Annotated in this window: 12 protein-coding genes; 3 read left to right on the top strand and 9 right to left on the bottom strand. The window is 70.3% G+C overall.

Going from position 1 to position 16,268, the window contains the following annotated elements; translation table 11 throughout:
- Positions 1 to 298 precede the first annotated feature (298 nt).
- Positions 299 to 772 (top strand): hypothetical protein, encoded by a 474-nt coding sequence (locus D7Y13_RS24680; protein WP_120537882.1) that lies wholly within the window; start codon positions 299 to 301, stop codon positions 770 to 772.
- Positions 773 to 824: 52 nt separating this feature from the next.
- On the opposite strand, the gene D7Y13_RS24675 is transcribed toward D7Y13_RS24680, so the two are convergent.
- The 4 genes from D7Y13_RS24675 to D7Y13_RS24660 all read right to left on the bottom strand — a co-directional run bounded on the left by D7Y13_RS24675 (position 825) and on the right by D7Y13_RS24660 (position 6,097).
- On the bottom strand, positions 825 to 2,168 hold the full coding sequence (locus tag D7Y13_RS24675; RefSeq protein ID WP_120585166.1) for an NAD(P)/FAD-dependent oxidoreductase: 1,344 nt from the start codon (positions 2,166 to 2,168) through the stop codon (positions 825 to 827).
- Between the two features lie 112 nt (positions 2,169 to 2,280).
- Positions 2,281 to 3,447 carry an NAD-dependent epimerase/dehydratase family protein gene (locus D7Y13_RS24670; RefSeq protein WP_120585165.1) on the bottom strand — a complete coding sequence of 389 codons (1,167 nt, stop codon included), beginning with the start codon at positions 3,445 to 3,447 and terminating at the stop codon, positions 2,281 to 2,283.
- On the bottom strand, positions 3,444 to 4,730 hold the full coding sequence (locus D7Y13_RS24665) for an NTP/NDP exchange transporter (RefSeq protein ID WP_120537884.1): 1,287 nt from the start codon (positions 4,728 to 4,730) through the stop codon (positions 3,444 to 3,446). The genes D7Y13_RS24670 and D7Y13_RS24665 overlap by 4 nt, the downstream gene beginning before the upstream one ends.
- 68 nt (positions 4,731 to 4,798) lie before the next feature.
- The gene (locus tag D7Y13_RS24660; RefSeq protein WP_120537885.1) at positions 4,799 to 6,097 is read right to left on the bottom strand and encodes a pyridoxal phosphate-dependent aminotransferase; all 1,299 of its coding nucleotides are present in this window, start codon (positions 6,095 to 6,097) and stop codon (positions 4,799 to 4,801) included.
- Between the two features lie 294 nt (positions 6,098 to 6,391).
- Here D7Y13_RS24660 and D7Y13_RS24655 point away from each other — a divergent pair, with 294 nt between their 5' ends.
- Entirely contained in the window at positions 6,392 to 7,108 is a 717-nt protein-coding gene (locus D7Y13_RS24655) for an AMIN-like domain-containing (lipo)protein (RefSeq protein WP_120585164.1), read from the top strand.
- Positions 7,109 to 7,127: 19 nt separating this feature from the next.
- On the opposite strand, the gene D7Y13_RS24650 is transcribed toward D7Y13_RS24655, so the two are convergent.
- Both D7Y13_RS24650 and D7Y13_RS24645 read right to left on the bottom strand, forming a co-directional pair.
- Positions 7,128 to 7,535 carry a hypothetical protein gene (locus tag D7Y13_RS24650; protein ID WP_120537245.1) on the bottom strand — a complete coding sequence of 136 codons (408 nt, stop codon included), beginning with the start codon at positions 7,533 to 7,535 and terminating at the stop codon, positions 7,128 to 7,130.
- Positions 7,536 to 7,707: 172 nt separating this feature from the next.
- Positions 7,708 to 8,571: a helix-turn-helix domain-containing protein gene (locus D7Y13_RS24645; RefSeq protein WP_120585163.1), complete on the bottom strand. Its 864-nt coding sequence runs from the start codon at positions 8,569 to 8,571 to the stop codon at positions 7,708 to 7,710.
- A gap of 37 nt (positions 8,572 to 8,608) precedes the next feature.
- On the opposite strand from D7Y13_RS24645, the gene D7Y13_RS24640 reads away from it, so the two are divergent.
- Positions 8,609 to 9,730 carry a putative glycolipid-binding domain-containing protein gene (locus tag D7Y13_RS24640; protein WP_120585162.1) on the top strand — a complete coding sequence of 374 codons (1,122 nt, stop codon included), beginning with the start codon at positions 8,609 to 8,611 and terminating at the stop codon, positions 9,728 to 9,730.
- Positions 9,731 to 9,741: 11 nt separating this feature from the next.
- Here D7Y13_RS24640 and D7Y13_RS24635 read toward each other — a convergent pair whose 3' ends face one another.
- The 3 genes from D7Y13_RS24635 to D7Y13_RS24625 all read right to left on the bottom strand — a co-directional run bounded on the left by D7Y13_RS24635 (position 9,742) and on the right by D7Y13_RS24625 (position 16,254).
- A complete protein-coding gene (locus D7Y13_RS24635) occupies positions 9,742 to 11,700 on the bottom strand; it encodes a 4-alpha-glucanotransferase (protein ID WP_199732898.1) in 1,959 nt (652 codons plus the stop codon).
- A gap of 72 nt (positions 11,701 to 11,772) precedes the next feature.
- Positions 11,773 to 14,955: an efflux RND transporter permease subunit gene (locus D7Y13_RS24630; protein ID WP_120585167.1), complete on the bottom strand. Its 3,183-nt coding sequence runs from the start codon at positions 14,953 to 14,955 to the stop codon at positions 11,773 to 11,775.
- A 39-nt stretch (positions 14,956 to 14,994) separates the two neighbouring features.
- Positions 14,995 to 16,254 (bottom strand): efflux RND transporter periplasmic adaptor subunit, encoded by a 1,260-nt coding sequence (locus tag D7Y13_RS24625; protein ID WP_120585161.1) that lies wholly within the window; start codon positions 16,252 to 16,254, stop codon positions 14,995 to 14,997.
- Between the last annotated feature and the right edge of the window lie 14 nt (positions 16,255 to 16,268).

Here is a 16,268-nt window from a genome sequence, read left to right as displayed (position 1 = left end):
CCCGCGGGGTCGGGCACCCCGCGCTCCACGGCCCTACCCTGCCTTATCGCGGCAGGCTGACATGGCCAGGGCCCGCGTGTCCCCCTCCGTAACGCCCGCAGGCCCTGCGAGCAGCCGGAAGCTCCGTCTCCGCCGCGTATGAAGGAGCGGATCCACGGAAAATCTCCCCGACGAGCACCAAGCCAACCCCTACGCTCCGTATCCCGGAGCGAGCCGGTTGAACCTCCTGCGTCATCCCGGACCGAGAAGACCCGTCCCGCAAGGGCACACCGCAGGTACGGGAAAAAAGGTTGGAACGATGAGCAACGACAGGCTCCTGCTGAAGCTGCTTCCTGACGAGGATGGGGATGGGACGGCGGAGCTCCAGGTGAGCGCCCGCTCCGGCGCCTTCTCGGGAGAGAGCAGCGCATGGTTCAGCCTGGAGCAGCTCCGGGCCTTCGCCTCGGCGCTGACCGCCTTCCCCCTGGGCGAGGAGGCGCGGCGAGGCATCGCGGGCGGAACGTGGTCCTTCCACGAAGCCGACAAGGCCTACAAGCCCAACCAGGTCTTCGTCGCGATCTCCGCGTACCCCATCGATACCCGAGGGAGCCTGGGCGTCCGGGCCCGGCTCGCGACCCGCACGGACCGCGCCGAGCGCCCGGAGTCGGCCAATACCGCGGCAGTGGAACTCAAGACGACCTACAGCGCGCTCGCCCGTTTCTCGGAGCAGTTCGCGTTGCTGCTCGACGGCAGGGGCGAGGAGGCCGTCCTGCTGACGGATGAAACCACCTGAGCCGTCCTCCCGGATTCCGCCACTCCCGGGAGGACCTGCTTGCGCAAGAAGCTCAGTGCACCGGCGCGGTCCGCGAGACCGGCAGCGCCGGCACCGCGGGCACGGAAGGCCCCGCATCCAGCACGGGCATCCTGGGCGCCACCTTGCCGGTGATGAGCCGCATGTCCCGGCCCCCCTTGGTGAAGAACGTGTAGCCCCAGTTCAGCATCACCGACAGGCGATTGCGGAAGCCGATGAGGTAGGCGATGTGAACGCCCGCCCAGACGAGCCACGCGGGCGTTCCGTGCATCTTCCACTTGTCGAAGAGCATGCCCACCGCGTAGCCCCGGCCGATGACCGCGAAGTTGCCCTTGTCGTGGTAGCGGAACGCCCGGAGCGGCTTGTGCGCCAGCCGGTTTCGCACCGTCTTCGCCACGTGCCGCCCCATCTGCATCGCCGCCGGCGCGATGCCCGGCACCGGCTTGCCGTGCTGCTCCACCGCCGCCACGTCGCCAATCACATACACGTCGTCGAGGCCCGGCGCCGTGAGCAGCGGCCCCACCTTCACCCGCCCCGCGCGGTCCAGGGGCACCTCCAACGAACGCACCAGCGGGGACGCCGCCACGCCCGCGCCCCACAGCACCGTGCGCGTGGGGATGCGCTCCCCGCCAATGTTGACGCCTTCCGCGTCCACGCTCGTCACCATCGCCCCGGTGCGCACCTCCACGTGCAGCCGCTCCAGGTCGCGCTTCGCCGCCTCGGACAGGTCCTCCGGATACGCCGTCAGCACCCGGGGCAATCCCTCCAGGAGGATGACGCGCGCCTGCCGCGTGTCGATGCGCCGGAAGTCCTTCGGCAGCGAGTGCCGCGTCATGTACGCGAGCGCCCCCGCCAGCTCCACGCCCGTGGGCCCCGCGCCGATGATGACGAAGGTCAGCCACTCGCGCTGGCGCTCGGGGTCGGACTCGCGCTCCGCCGCCTCGAAGGCCGTCAGCACGCGCTCGCGGATGCGCACCGCGTCCTCCAGCGTCTTCAGGCCGGGCGCCACCTGCGCCCACTCCGGATGCTTGAAGTACGAGTGCGCCGCGCCCGTCGCCACCACCAGGGAGTCGTACGGAATCTCCCCGCCTCCGACGAGCAGCACCTTGCGGCGGGCATCCACCGCCTTCGCCTCCGCCAGCATCACCTGCGTGTTGCGCGCCTTGAGCACGCTGCGGATGGGCGCGGAGATGTCCGCCGGGTTCAGCACCGCCGTCGCCACCTGGTACAGCAGCGGCTGGAAGAGGTGGTGGTTGTAGCGGTCCACCACCGTCACCCGCACGTCGCGTGCCTTGCCCAGGGCCTTCGCGGCTTCCAGCCCGCCAAAGCCCGCCCCGACGATGACGACGTGATGCCGGCTGTCCTGGTCGCGTTCCATGGCGGGAAAGGTGCGGCCGCATGACGCGAACGGCCAGCACCCCCATGCACCGCCTGCTTCACAGGCACCGCCCGCACGCCAGGAGACCCGGCGAGCGGGCAGCCCAGGGCCTCTACTCCGCCGCCTTCGCGGTGCCCGTGCCCTTGGCCTGGTGCCACGCGGCGAGCAGCTCGCGCTCGCGGTCCGCGGGGATGCCCGCGCGCTGCTTGTCCTGACGCTCCGGAGGCAGGGTGTGGAACCACGCCAGCGTGTCGCGCACCGTGTCCGCCAGGGGCCGGATGGTGAGGCCCGCCTGGAGGGCGCGCTCGATGCTCACGCGGCCCAGGCCGCCCTCCGCGCCGGTGCGCGCCGCCCAGATGGGGATCTCCGGGATGGGCGTCGGCTTCTGCTGCTCCAGGAAGGGGGTCTCCACCCAGGTGAAGCGCGCGTCGCCGCCCGTCACCTCGCGAACGCTCTCCAGGAAGGTGCGCATCTTGATGGGCTTCGTGGGGCCGGTGACGTTGAAGACGCCCATCGTGCGGCGCTCCACGTTCCGGATGATGAACGCGGCCAGGTCGCGCGCGTCGATGAACTGCACCGGATCCTCGCCGTCACCGGGGGCCAGCACCTCGCCGCCCCTCGCCACGCGCAGCGGCCAGTAGGTGAAGCGGTCCGACCCGTCGTCCGGCCCCACGATGTAGCCGGGCCGGATGTTGAGCGCGCGCCCCGGCAGGGCGGCCTCCGCGGCCTGCTCGCAGAGCGCCTTGAAGGCGCCGTAGCTCTGCTCGGTGATCTCCTCCGGCGCCGCGGCGTCGATGGTGGCCACCGGGGCCGACTCATCCAGGTTCGCCTTCGTCAGCTCCTTGTAGACGGAGATGCTGGAGATGAAGACGTACTGGCCCACGTTGGGCGCCAGCAGCTCCGCGGACGCCTTCACCAGGCGCGGGAAGTAGCCGGACGTGTCGATGACGACGTCCCACTTGCGGCCCTGGAGCGCCTTGAGGCCCTCGCCCTTGTTCGGGTCGCGGTCACCCTGGAGCTTCTCCACGTCCGGGAAGAGGCCGGGGTTCGTCTTGCCGCGGTTGAAGAGCGTGAGGGTGTGGCCGCGCTCCTTGGCCCGCTCCACCAGCGCCGGGCCCAGGAAGCGCGTGCCGCCCAGGATGAGGATGCTCAGGGGCTTGCCCTTGGGGTTCTCCGCCTCCGGCCCCGGCCCCGCCTTGGGGGTCGTCGCACAGCCCAGGGTCTGGGCCACGCCCAACGCAGCCGCTGCTTGAATCACGCCTCTTCGGGTCAACTTCATGCCGTGGTTCCTCCGGGAAGGGTCGTCTGCGGGAGTGCTTCAGGCGCGCGCACGCGCTGCTGCCGCGCCAGGTACAGGGACACCGCGAGCCACAGCGCCGCCATGGGCACGGCGACCAGCGACAGGCCCGTCATGCCCAGGCCCATGGCGGTGAGGCCGCTCTGCATCCACGAGCTCACCGTGTCGCTGCCGCGGTACACCACCGTGTCGATGAAGCTCTTCGACTTGTAGCGGGCCTCGCGGTCCACGGTGGTGAAGAGGATTTCGCGCGACGGGCGCTCCAGCGCGTAGTGGCTGGCGCCCCGCAGCGACTTCACGCCGATGAGCACCGCGAGCACCGGCGCGAACGCGAGCACGCCGAAGCCCAGCATGGTGAGCACCGGCGGCACCGCCATGGCCACGCCCAGCCCCAGCTTCGAAATCACCCGCCCGGTGACCAGCGTCTGCAAGCCCAGGGTCAAGACCTGCACCCAGAAGTCGATGTCCGCGAACGCCGCCGTGCGCGCCGCCGCGTCCTTCGCCATCCCCGCCACCAGTTGAACCTCCTGGTAGTACAGGAACGTGGAGGTCGCCGCGTACAGCAGCACCTGGAGCCCCAGCGCGAGCAGGAACGGCGACGTCACCAACAGCCGCAGCCCCGCGAGCATCCCGCCGCCCACCGGCCCCTCGCGCGTGGCGGGCTGGTGCTGGACATCCCGCGCCCAGCGGCCCAGGCGCTTCACGCACTGCGCGCTCACCTCCAGCATCACCGCGGACAGGAGGATGAGGTTCACCGGCCCCACGCCCTCCGCCAGCCGCCCCACCAGGAACGGACCGACGATCATCCCCGTGGTGCCGCCCGCGGCGATGAAGCCGAAGAGCCGCTTGCCCTGATCGCTGGCGAACACGTCCGCCATGAAGCTCCAGAAGATGGAGACGACGAACAGGTTGTAGACGCTCAGCCAGACGTAGAAGGCTCTCGCCACGCCCTCCTTCGCCACGCCGAACTTCAGCAGCACGAAGAAGGCCAGCAGGTTGAGCAGGAAGAAGCGGTAGACGCGCGGCACCACGACGCGCCGGGGATAGCGCGCCACCAGCATGGAGAACGCCGGCACCGCCAGCAGCATCACGACGAACGTCACCGTGAACAGCCAGGGCAGGTGCTTCACGTCCCCCGCCGTGCCCATCTCGTTGCGGATGGGCCGCAGGATGGCGTAGCCGCACATCAGCGTGAAGAAGTAGATGAACGACCCGAGGACCGCCCCCACCTCCTCGTCCCGGACATCCACGAAGCGCTTGAGCATGATGGCGGCGCCCTCAACGGCGGTTCTGGCAGGGTATTCCCAACCTGCATTCCTGGGGAGGAAAGTCGCTATTTCCCTGCGAGGATTTCGCGCACGGTGGCCTCCACGCGGGGCAGGGCCTCCTCGATTTCAGCGACGGAGGTGGCGCCCACGGAGAGGCGGAACCAGCCCGTGTCCTCCATCAGACCGAAGGCCTGGAAGGGCACCACGGCGAAGCGGGCCTTCTCCAGGAGGCGCTTGCGGATGGCGTCATTGGTGGTGAGCCCATCCCTGCCCACCAGGTCGAACTGGACGGACAGGTAGATGGCGCCCTGCGGCGCGATGGCGCGCACCGGCAGGCCCGCATCCTTCATGCGCGCGAAGCCCCGGTGGAGCGCTTCCAGGCGCGCGTCCACGCTCGCGCGCATGCTGTTCAGGAAGGCTTCGGTGGCCTGCGTGTCGTCCAGGTAGCGGGCGGTGGCGACCTGTTCGGCCTTGGGGGCCCAGGCGCCCACGTGGCCCAGCACGTCGCGCATGCGGGCGATGAGGGTGGGCGCGCCCACGCCCCAGCCCACGCGCACGCCGGTGGCGGCGAACGCCTTGCTGATGCCGTCCACGAACACGGTGTAGGGCGCCATCTCCGGCACCAGCTCCACGGGCGTCACGTGCTTCGTGCCGCCGAAGCTGAGCACCCAGTAGATGTGGTCGTACATCAGGATGAGGGGCTTCTGGCCGCGGCCTTCGCGCGCGCGGTTCTCCTGGACGATGCGCTCGCAGATGGCGCGCAGCGCGGCCGGGTCCACCATGGTGCCGGTGGGGTTGAGAGGGCTGCACAGGCAGAGCATGCGCGCGGTGGACAGGTGCGGCTCCAGTTGCGCCAGCGTGGGCATGAAGCCGGAGTCCGCGTCGGTGGTCACCACCACGCTCTTCGCACCCAGCATGTGGGCGTAGTGGTTGTTGTTCCACGACGGCACCGGGTAGACGACGACGTCGCCCGGGTCCAACACCGCGCGGTAGGCAGCGTAGATGATGGGCCGCGCTCCGCCCGCGATGACGATGCCCTCCAGCGGGTACTTCAGCCCCAGGGAGCGCTCATAGAAGCGCTGCACGGCCTGGCGCAGCTCCAGCACGCCGTCGGAGGGCGGGTAGTTGGTCTCCCCTGCCTGGAGCGCGGCGCCAATCTGGGTGCGCAGGCCATCCGGGATGGGGAACTCCTTCGGACTGAAGTCGCCCACGGTGAGGTTGCAGACCTTCGTGCCCTTCGCCACCAGTTCGCGGATCTCCGCGGCGATGCGGAGGATTTCACTGCCCACGAGTCCACGCACCATGGTGCCTACGGTGGTGTCGTCGCGCGAGGGACGCGGGAGGGAGGTCAGGTCGAGGGCCATGAGGCGCAAGTCTCCAGTGAGGGGGCTCGAAGGGGTGGCCCGGGACGCGGCCGGGCGGACCCTATACGCAACCCGTCCGGGCGTGGGGACGCAGTTCGGCGGGTGGCCTTCCAACTTCCAAAGCCGACCGGGTGGAGGGGGAACGGCGCGCCAAGCCTCCCCCGGGCCCACGCCTGCTGGGCAACAGTCGCGGGCCCGACGGTGGAGCATCTTCCGTGACTCGGGCGCGCACCTTGTGCGAGGAATCCGAAGTCCCCGTGGGACGCGGTTCAACTGGAAGGCCGGAGGAACAGGATGCGTCTGCGACTGGGGTTGTGCGCGCTGGGGCTGGTGGGCGGGCTGCTGGGGGCGGGCTGTGAGAAGCAGCAGGAGCCGCCGACGGTGCCCATGGACGTCCCGGCCGTGCCCGCGCCCACCAACACCGTGCCCCGGGAAGGTTCCGCTCCCACCACCGCGACGCCGCCCGTGGAGCGCGTCCTGGACACGGGCAGCGCGCAGGGCACGGGCGGCAAGGCCAGCGCCCCGGTGGACGCAGGCAGCGCCCCGGCGGATGCGGGCAGCGCCCTGGCCGCGGACGCCACGTGGACGCTGGAGGCGGTGGAGAAGAAGCGCAGCGAGCCCCCCTCCGTCACGATGAGCTCGGTGCGCACCGGCACGCACGAGGGCTACGACCGCACGGTGTTCGAGTTCGCAGGACCCCGCCTGCCGGGCTACCAGGTGTCGTACGTGAAGACGCCGGTGCAGGACTGCGGCTCGGGGGACGACGTGCCGGTGCCGGGCAAGGCCGCGCTCCAGGTGCGCTTCACCCGGGCGCAGGCGCACAACGAGCAGGGCCAGGCCACGGTGGCGCAGCGCACCTTCAAGCCCGCGCTGCCGTCGGTGCTGGAGCTGGCGCGCCTGTGCGCCTTCGAGGGCGAGGTGACGTGGGTGCTGGGCACCACGCGCAAGGCGCCGTTCCGCGTGCTGGAGCTGACCCAGCCCACGCGCCTCGTGCTGGACGTCCAGCACTGAGGCGACGGGCAGGACGCCCCTAATGCCTCGGCGGTAGCGCGCGCTTCCTCGCCACGAGGTCGCGCGCGTCCCGCTCCGAGTCCGCGAAGTCCACCTCCACCATCCACCGGCCGGTGAAGTAGAGCGCCAGCATCAGCGCCTTGGCCCCCGCGAGCTGTCGCGCGCCCGTGCCGACGTAGATGTGGCCCCGGAACCACTCCTCCTTCGAGTGCGCCACCAGCAGCTCGCGCGCCTCCTTCTCGAGGAGCGAATTCGACACGTCGGAGATGAGGAACACCGGCTGCGTGGAGGCCACCTCCTGGTACACCTCCAACACCTTCTGGCAGTCCTCCAGCTTCGAGGGCCCGTTGAACTTCATCACCAACAGGTCCGGCTCCTCGAAATGCGCGTGATGCGCTCCGAAGTTCCACTCACGACGATTCGCCACGCGGTCCCCCGCTTGAAGCCTTACTTCAACAGGCTTAGCCCTGATAACGCTTCCAACAGGGATTTCAAGGCAAGGATTCCAATCCGAGACGCTTTCAAATCCTCTCACAGTGAAGTCGAACGGCCCTGGAGTGACATTGGACCCCTGACGTCGGGTCATCAATGACAGCCGCTCAAGCAGGCCCGAGGCGCGCCCCGGCGCGATAGGCGGAAGGCGTGACGCCGAACCGGGCACCGAAGCGGCGGACGAACTCGGAGAGGTCGCCGAAGCCACAGGCGAACGCGATGTCCGCGATGCGGTCGTGGGACGTGCGCAGGCGTTCGGCGGCGAGCCCCAGGCGGCGGCCGAGGACGTAGCTGTAAGGGCTTTCCCCTATCACCTTGCGGAAGGTGCGCAGGAAGTGGTGCCGGCCCATGCCCAGCCCCTCGGCCAGGGTGCCGAGTGAGAGGGGTTCGACGAGCCGGGCCTCCATCGTTCGCACGGCCTCCGCCATGCGGCGCTCATCGCGTGTGCTCACGGAGCGTGGGGTGCCCGCCTCCACCCCGCGCAGCGCCGCACCCGCCATCCGCAAGACCAGCTCCTCCGCGCTCCGCGCCCCCGGCGAGGCAGCCAGCGCCTGGACGTCCGCGATGAGCGGCGCGAGGCGCTGAAGCGGGGGCAGCCGGTGGGAGGCAAAGCCCGTTCGCGTCACGCCCGACAGGTCCCCCGCCACCTCTTCCAGCAGCGCGGGGGCCAGGTGGAAGGCGACACACCGGTCGCCCACGCCATGCTCATGGCCGCAGCAGAAGGAGGCCTTGGGCTCGCCAAGCAACAGCGAGCCGGGCGTCAGCAGCACGCGTCCGCGCTTCGAGCGGTAGGTGAAGCTCCCCTCCAGGACGGCGGAGACGGACACCCAGGCGTGCTCCTCCTCGAAGACGGGGTCCCGGGGACCGGAGCGGCAGACGACCTCGCTCACCCGCCACCCCTCGCCAGAGGCCAACAGGCGCGCCCACACCCGGTCAACAATCCCCAAGTCGTCCGGGGCCCGGCGCTTCATGCTCCCAACCCTCCTCAATTGACTGACGGGGTGGAGCATGGCGACGCAAGGAACAACTGTCACGCGTGAGGTCATCTGGCGACGCGTGATGGATGAGCTCGGTTTCGAGCAGGCGCGGGTGAAGCGGGACCAGGAGGGGGTGGGGCTCTCCGGAGTGATCCTCGTCGCGGAGCAGGGGGCACCGCTGAGGGTGGACTATTCGGTCGTCTGCGACCCCGCGTGGCGGACGCGCCGCGTGGCCGTGACGCAGTCCTGGCGCGGCGCCCGTCAGCACCTCACGCTGGAGCACGACGGCGCGGGGCGGTGGCTGCGGGACGGGCGCGCCGTGGAGGCGTTGGAGGGCTGCACGGACGTGGACCTGGGCCTGAGTCCTTCCACCAACGCGCTGCCCATCGGACGGCTCCAGCTCGCCGAGGGCGCCACCGCGGAGATCCGAGTGGCGTGGGTGCGCTTCCCTTCGCTGGACGTCACCCCCGCGCGCCAGGGGTATGCGCGCGTGGGGCCCGCGCGCTACCGCTATGAGAGCCTGGACAGTGGCTTCAACGCGATGCTCGACGTCGATGCGGATGGGCTCCCCATCGAATACGCCGGCATCTGGCGCCGCCTGGCGGAAGGCCCCGCCGCGCCGGAGCCCACGTCCGAGCGGTTCGTGAACGCATTGGTGAGCCCGGGCCCCTCCACCGAGCTGGGCGACGCGGCCGCCACCTTCGGCTGGTTGGTGGGCGGCTGGGAAGGGACGATCCAGGACCACGACCTGGAGGGCGGCGTCCGACAAAGCGAAGGCGAGTGGTGGTTCCACTGGGTGCTGGAGGGGCGGGCCCTGCAGGACGTCTTCATCGTGCCGTCGCGACGCTCGCGCGGCTCCACGCAGGTGGAGCCGGGGGCGAACCGTCGCTACGGCACGACCGTGCGCACGTTCGACCGGGCGGGCGGGACGTGGCGCATCCTCTGGGTGAGTCCCACCGGTGGAGCCATCAACCGGCTCGACGGAGGGCGCGAGGGTGACGCCCTTGTCCTCCGGGGAGAGCACCGCAGCAGGCCCATCCGCTGGAGCTTCTCCGACATCGGGACGGACCGATTCACCTGGCGCGGCGAGGAACAGGACAGCGCCGGGCAGTGGAAGCTCCAGTCGCGCTTCGACATGCGGCGCATCGCCTGAGCGAGAACGGTCTACGCGCCCCACCGGAGCTGGGCGGCGGCGTGGTCCAACCGCCCAAGGAGGTCCGCATGGCGGGTCCGCGCCCTGTCCCCGCCCGCGCGCAGGGCCATCGCGAGCACCTGGGGCAGGTTGAGGGCGGCGCCCGCGCGCAGGCGCTGGTGGTATTGCGAGGCCCAGTCCTGGGGAATGCGCAGCGACCAGTTGCGCGGGTCCACGGAGCCCGGGGCGTTGTACGTGTCGGGCATGCCCAGCAGGTCCGCGAAGAACACCATCACGCTGCGCGCGCGGCTGGCGAACAGGTCCGCGAACTTCGCCTGCGCGAGCAGCCCCGGCTCCCTCGCGAGCTGACGCGCGAAGTCCTCGCGGCCCTCTGCCTCCGGATGCAGCCGCTGCGCGAGGTAGTCCGCCTGGGCGCGCAGGGCGTGCTTCCACTGCCATTCCGCGACGAGCCGCCAGAGCGATTTCGTGTCGTGGTTTCCCACCATGACCCAGTCCTCGGGGGCCACGTTCTCGCTGCGGTACACGTCCGCCGGGTTGTTCAAGTCCGCCTTCTGCGTGACGCGGAAGCGACCCAGCCCGTCGCGCGCCATCACCTGGGACAGTTCGAAGGGCAGCGTGCTCAACACCTCGCACAGCACGTCCTCGCGGGCACGGCCGCGCTCACGGGCCTTGCGCACCACGGTGTCGAAGAGCAGCGCGTAGCGCTGGACCTGTTCGGGCTTCAGCCACTTCACCCAGCCATCCGCGTGACGCGGCTGCGCGCGGTCCAGTTGCTCCGCGGCGACGATGGCGTACCGGGCCAGCTCCGGGTGGTCCTTCAGGTCTGGCGACGAGAAGAGGCGTGCGCCGCCCTGCACCGCACGCAGTGGATCCGGCAGGCCCGCGCGGTACACCCAGGGACAGACGAGGCCGTGGGGATGGTCGATGCGCAGCCCGTCGTACTCGGAGAGCATCTTGCCCAGCCGAGCCTCCATGAAGCGCAGCACCGGGCCGGGCTCCGCGCCCTCCGGGGCGACGTACTGCTCCGGGTCCAGCACCGGGTAGTTCCACGGCTGGCCCTCCGGGTTGGTGCGGCTGGGCGGCGCGCCCATGAGGTACGCCCCCAGGAACAGGCCCTGCCGCGCCCAGGTGTCCCGGGGCGAGAAGCCAATCTGGAGGTCGCCGTACAGCTTGAAGCTCCACCCCGCCGCGCGCTCGCGCAGGACACCGTGCTGTTCGTGCACGAGGAACTGGCGGAAGGCGTACTGCTCCACCGCCTCCGCTTCGAGCGTCAGCAGCTCCCGGATGCGCGCTTCCGCCTGGGCCTCTTCTCCCGGCCGGGGCGCATAGAGACGTCCGTCCAGTGAATCCGCCCAGGAGCGCCAGTCATCCGGAGTGCCCTTGCGCGCACCGAGCACGTCGAACAGCGCATCCGGTTCCAGCCAGGCCCGGTGCTCCTCCCGGAACGCCGCGAAGCGCCGCTCCAACGCGTGAATGGAGGCGGGCGCATCCGCGCGGGACCTCTCCCGCAGGAACGTCTCCCAGACCTCCTGGAGCGCCAGGGACTGTGAACGACAGGCGTGGTGATAGCGGGCGTCCGGACCACCGCCTCCGGGCACTTCCGCGACGAGTCGCGCCAGCGTGTCGGCGGACAGCAGCGCGCCCCAGGGCCCGTGCGGATCCGTGAGCGGCGCGAGCGCGATGTTCAACGTGTTGCGCGAGAACAGCGTCCCGTCATACGGCGACGGGTTGTACGCGGTGGTCTGCCCCTGGGGTCCCAACTGGATGCCGGTGAAACCCATGTCCCGGGCGAAGGCGAGGAAGCGCGCGGCCCCTTCCGAGTACGGCGAGCCCCGGCCTACGTCCTCGCCTGGCAGGCCGGGGAAGCTGGGGTCGTGAAGGCTCAGGACCCAGCGGGTGACGCCCAGTGCCTCCAGGGCTTCGGTGACGAGCGAGCGATGCGAGTCGGGCAGCGGGGACAGGAGCTCCACACTCCAGACCCTATGGTCTCAAGCGGGGAGCGCCAACCGTTCCTTTGGGAGGACGCGAGGTTCCTCCGCGCATCAGTCCTGTCGGCCCTGGGGCTGGGGCCGAGGCTCCCCGCCGCCCCCGTGCACGGGCCCCGGCGCGCCGCCCTTGAACACCTTGCGCAGCTTCCGGAACAACCACGTGCGACCGTCCGAAAGAATCTCATACACCGTGGGTATCACCAGCAGCGTCAGCAGCGTGGACGTGATGACGCCGCCAATCACCGCGCGTCCCAGCGGGGCCCGGAAGTCGCCGCCCTCGCCACTTCCCAGCGCCACCGGCACCATGCCCGCGATGAGCGCCAGCGTCGTCATCATGATGGGGCGCAAGCGGATGCGCCCCGCCTGGATGAGCGCTTCGCGCAGGGGCATCCCCTTCTCGTGCTGCCACTTGGCGAAGTCGATGAGCAGGATGGCGTTCTTCGCCACGATGCCCATCAGCAGGATGACGCCGATGAGGCTCATGATGTTCAGCGTGTCCCCGGTCACCAACAGCGCCAGCACCACGCCGATGAGTGACAGCGGCAGCGACACCAGGATGGCCAGCGGATCCAGGAACGAACCGAACTGGATGACGAGGATGAGGTACATCAACATCACCGCCACGCCCAGCGCCAGGAACACCCGGCCGAACACCTCCTGCTGATCCGCCGACTCACCGCCCGTGGACAGCTCGTAGCCCGGCGGCATCCTCACGGACTGGAGCCGCGTCTGGACGTCGCGCATCACCTCCGACAGCGACCGGCCCGCGACGTTCGCCTGCACGTTGATGACCTTCTCGCGGTTCAGGTGGTCGATCTGCGCAGGGCCAATGGTCTGCGTCACCTTCGCCACCTGCCCCAGCGGCACCACGACGGGCGCGCCGTCCGGCCCCGAGCCAATCACCAGCGGAAGCTGGGCCAGGTCGGAGGGGTTCTCCCGGAACTGCGGCGCAAGGCGCACCATCACGTCGCGCGTCTCGCCAATGGGGTCCACCCAGTCACCGGAATCCAGCCCCGCGAAGGCCGGCCGCAGCGACTGCGCCACCATGCCCACCGTCACGTTGAGCTGCCCCGCGACGCCCCGGTTCAGCTCCACCTCCAGCTCCGGCTTTTCGCCGCGCGTGGACAACCCCACGTCCACCGCGCCCGGCACCTGCTTCACCTCCTTCATCACCTGCTGGGCCACCTGGTTGAGTCCCTTCGAATCTGGCCCGCGCAGCTCCAGTTGGATGGACTTGATGGCCCCACCGAAGCCACTGGTGAACACCGACACCGACGCGCCACCCACCGCGCGCAGCTCGTCGCGCAGCGTCTTGCCCAGCACGTCCTGGCTCGCCTTGCGCTCATCCTTCGGCTTGAGCCGCACGTACACCAGCGCCTGGTCCACGCCCGGCGAGCGCAGCGGCAGCGGCACACCGATGGTCGTGTACGTGTACGCGACCTCCGGGTGCGCGCGCGTGAGGCGGGACACCTCCTCCACCTTGCGCCGCGTGTAGTCCAGGCTGGAGCCCGCGGGCGTCTCCACCAACATCTCGATTTCGGCGCGGTCGCTCACCGGCACGAAGCCCGCGCCGCCGAAGAGCCCCTGCATCGCCACCGCGCCCACCAGCGAACCCACCGCCAGCAGCACCATCGCCAGCCGGTGGTCCAGCGCCCACGCGATGACGCCCTTGTAGCGGTCCGCCTGCCGGTCGAACCAGTGGTTGAAGCGCGCCAGCCCCCGCGAGATGAAGTTGCGCCGCTCGCCCTTCTCCACCTGCGGGTCGGGCCAGTACGCGCTGAGCATGGGGTCCAGCGAGAAGCTGACGAACAGCGACACCAGCACGGAGATGGCGATGGTGAGCGCGAACGGCTTGAACCACTGTCCCGCGACCCCGTACATGAACGCCACCGGGACGAACACCGCCACGATGGAGAACGTCGTGGCCGCCACCGCGAGGCCAATCTCGTTCGTCCCCTCGCGCGCCGCCGTGTAGTGGTCCTTGCCCATCTCCACGTGCCGCACGATGTTCTCGCGCACCACGATGGCGTCATCGATGAGGATGCCGATGGCCAGCGTCAGGCCCAGCAGCGACATCGTGTTGAGCGTGAAGCCAAAGGCCCAGACGCTCACGAACGACGCCAGCACGCTCACCGGCAGCGCCAGGCCGGTGATGACCGTGGAGCGCCACGAATTGAGGAACAGGAACACCACCAGCACCGTCAGGAGCGCGCCCTCAATCAGCGCCTGTTGCACGTTGAGCACCGAGTTCTCCACGCGCGTGCCCGCGTCGCGGACGATCTCCAACCGCGCGTTGGCAGGCAGCCGCTGCTGGAGCGCCTTCACGCGCTCGCGCACGCCGTCCGCGACCTCCGTGGTGCTGTGGCCCTTGGACTTGATGACCTCGATGCCGACGGCCTGCGCGCCGTTGTAGAGCGACAGCGTGCGCGGCTCCTCGGTGCCGGCGAACACGTCCGCCACCTCGCCCAGCCGCAGCGTGCGCCCGTTGCGCTCCGCGATGGGCACCTGCGCGAAGTCCTCCGGCGTCGCCAGCCGGCCCTTGAGCCGGATGGTGCGCTCCTGCAGCTCGGAGTTGAGCCGGCCCACCGGCGCGGCCAGGTTCTGCGTCTCGAGCGCCGCCACCACCTGCGCCACCGACAGGCCGGCCGCCTGCAACGCCACGGGCCGCACCTGCACCGTCATCTCCCGGTCCACGCCGCCCACCACCGTGGCCTGCGCCACGCCGGGCACGGAGCGCAGATCCCCCACCACCGTGGGGTCCGCGATGAGCGTCAGCGCGGGCACGTCCAGCGCATCCGACGTGAGCACCAGCGACACGATGGGTTGGTCCGCGGGGTCGAAGCGCGTGAGGATGGGCTCCTCCATCTCCCGCGGCAGGTCCGCGCGCTTGCTGGAGATGGCGTCCCGGATGTCCTGCGACGCCTCCTGCACGTCCTTGTCGAAGTCGAAGAAGACGGTGAAGTTCGCCAGGCTGTCCGTGGAGCTGGACGTCGTCTTCTTCCCGTCGATGCCGGAGATGCTGAAGATGGCATCCTCGATGGGCTCGACGATTTCGCGCTCCACCGTGTCCGGCGATGCGCCGGGGTACGCGATGGTGACGTTGATGACCGGCTGCTGGATGTCCGGGAACTCGTCCGTCTCCAGGTTGATGAGCGCGACGAGGCCGAACACGACGAGCGCCACCATCGCCGTGATGGTGACGGTGGGGCGCTTGATGGCGAAGTCGGAGATGAACACGGACCGCTCCTGCACTGCTTCAACGGGTGGGGTGCGCGCCTACGGGGCCTTCGCGGGAGGCTGGGTCGGCGCGCTCGCGGACGTGCCCGCGGCCGGTGCCTGCGGGGGCGCACCGGACGCATTGCCCGCGCCGCCCACGCCCTGCGCTTCCCGCGGAGCTCCGGGCTTCTGCTGACCTTCGGGCGTGGCGGAGACCTTCACGGGCGTGCCCTCCGTCAGGTCGCGCGCGGACCCGAGCAGCACCACGTCCCCGGCCTTCAACCCCGAGCGGACCTCCACCCGCTGCGCCACGTCGTCCTTCAGGCCCAGCGTCACCGCCACCTGCTCCACCCTACCGTCGGTGATGCGCTGCACGGTGGGCGGCTCCTGGCGCGTGTCCAGCGCGTCCACCGGCACCGCGAGCGCCTGCTTCGCCTGCGACGCCACGCGCCCTTCCGCGAACAGGCCCGACAGGAGCATCTGTTCGCTGTTGGGAATGCTCACGTAGATGCGCACCTGTCCTGTCGCGGGATCCACCGCCGGGTTGATGAGCGCCACCCGTCCCTGGAAGGCGCGGTCGGCGTAGCCGTTGACGCGGAAGTCCACCTGCGTGCCCACCTTCACCTGATCCAACTGCGCCGCGGGCACGGACGCCTCCAGCCGCAGCGTGGCCGGATCCACCACGGTGAAGAGCGGCGCGCCCGGCTGGACGATGTCGCCCGAGTGCACCTGCCGCTCGCTCACCACGCCCGTGAACGGAGCGGTCACCTTCGTGCGCCCCAACTGGTCCTGCGCCAGCTTCAGACGCGCCTGCGCCTCCGCGAGCTGCCCTTCCGCCTGCGTCCTGGAGAGCTGGGTGCGTTCAAAGTCGCGGCGGGTGATGACGCCCTTTTGGACGAGCATCCGGTTGCGCTGCTCATCCGCCTTCGCCACCTGCAAGGCACTGCGCGCCACGCGCAGGGTGGAGCTGGCCGCCAGCACCTGCTCGCGCAGCGTGCCCTCCTCCACGCGCGCCAGGAGGTCGCCCTCCTTCACCGCCTGCCCCTGGTCCGCCTTCACTTCCAGGATGCTGCCGCCCACCTCCGCCCGCACGCTCGCCACCCGCCGCGCCTGGAGCGAGCCGGAGATGATGGGGCCGCTCTGCAGTTGCGTGGGCGACACGCGCACCACGTTCTCCGGCCCCAGGGACACCACCTGGGGTGTGGTGGGCGCCGCCGCTTCTTCCGAGCGCTGTCCACACGCGGCGCCCAGCCAGAGGACCCCCAGCAGCAGGCCCACGCGCGAAGCCCGGCGTCCCGTCGTTGAATCGGCTCGTCTCACGGCCTGCCTCCCCC

Origin of the sequence: Corallococcus praedator (assembly GCF_003612125.1) — a bacterium.
Classification (GTDB): Bacteria; Myxococcota; Myxococcia; order Myxococcales; family Myxococcaceae; genus Corallococcus; species Corallococcus praedator.
Note: the sequence above shows the minus strand (reverse complement) of the source record. Positions and strands in the feature narration are given on the sequence as shown.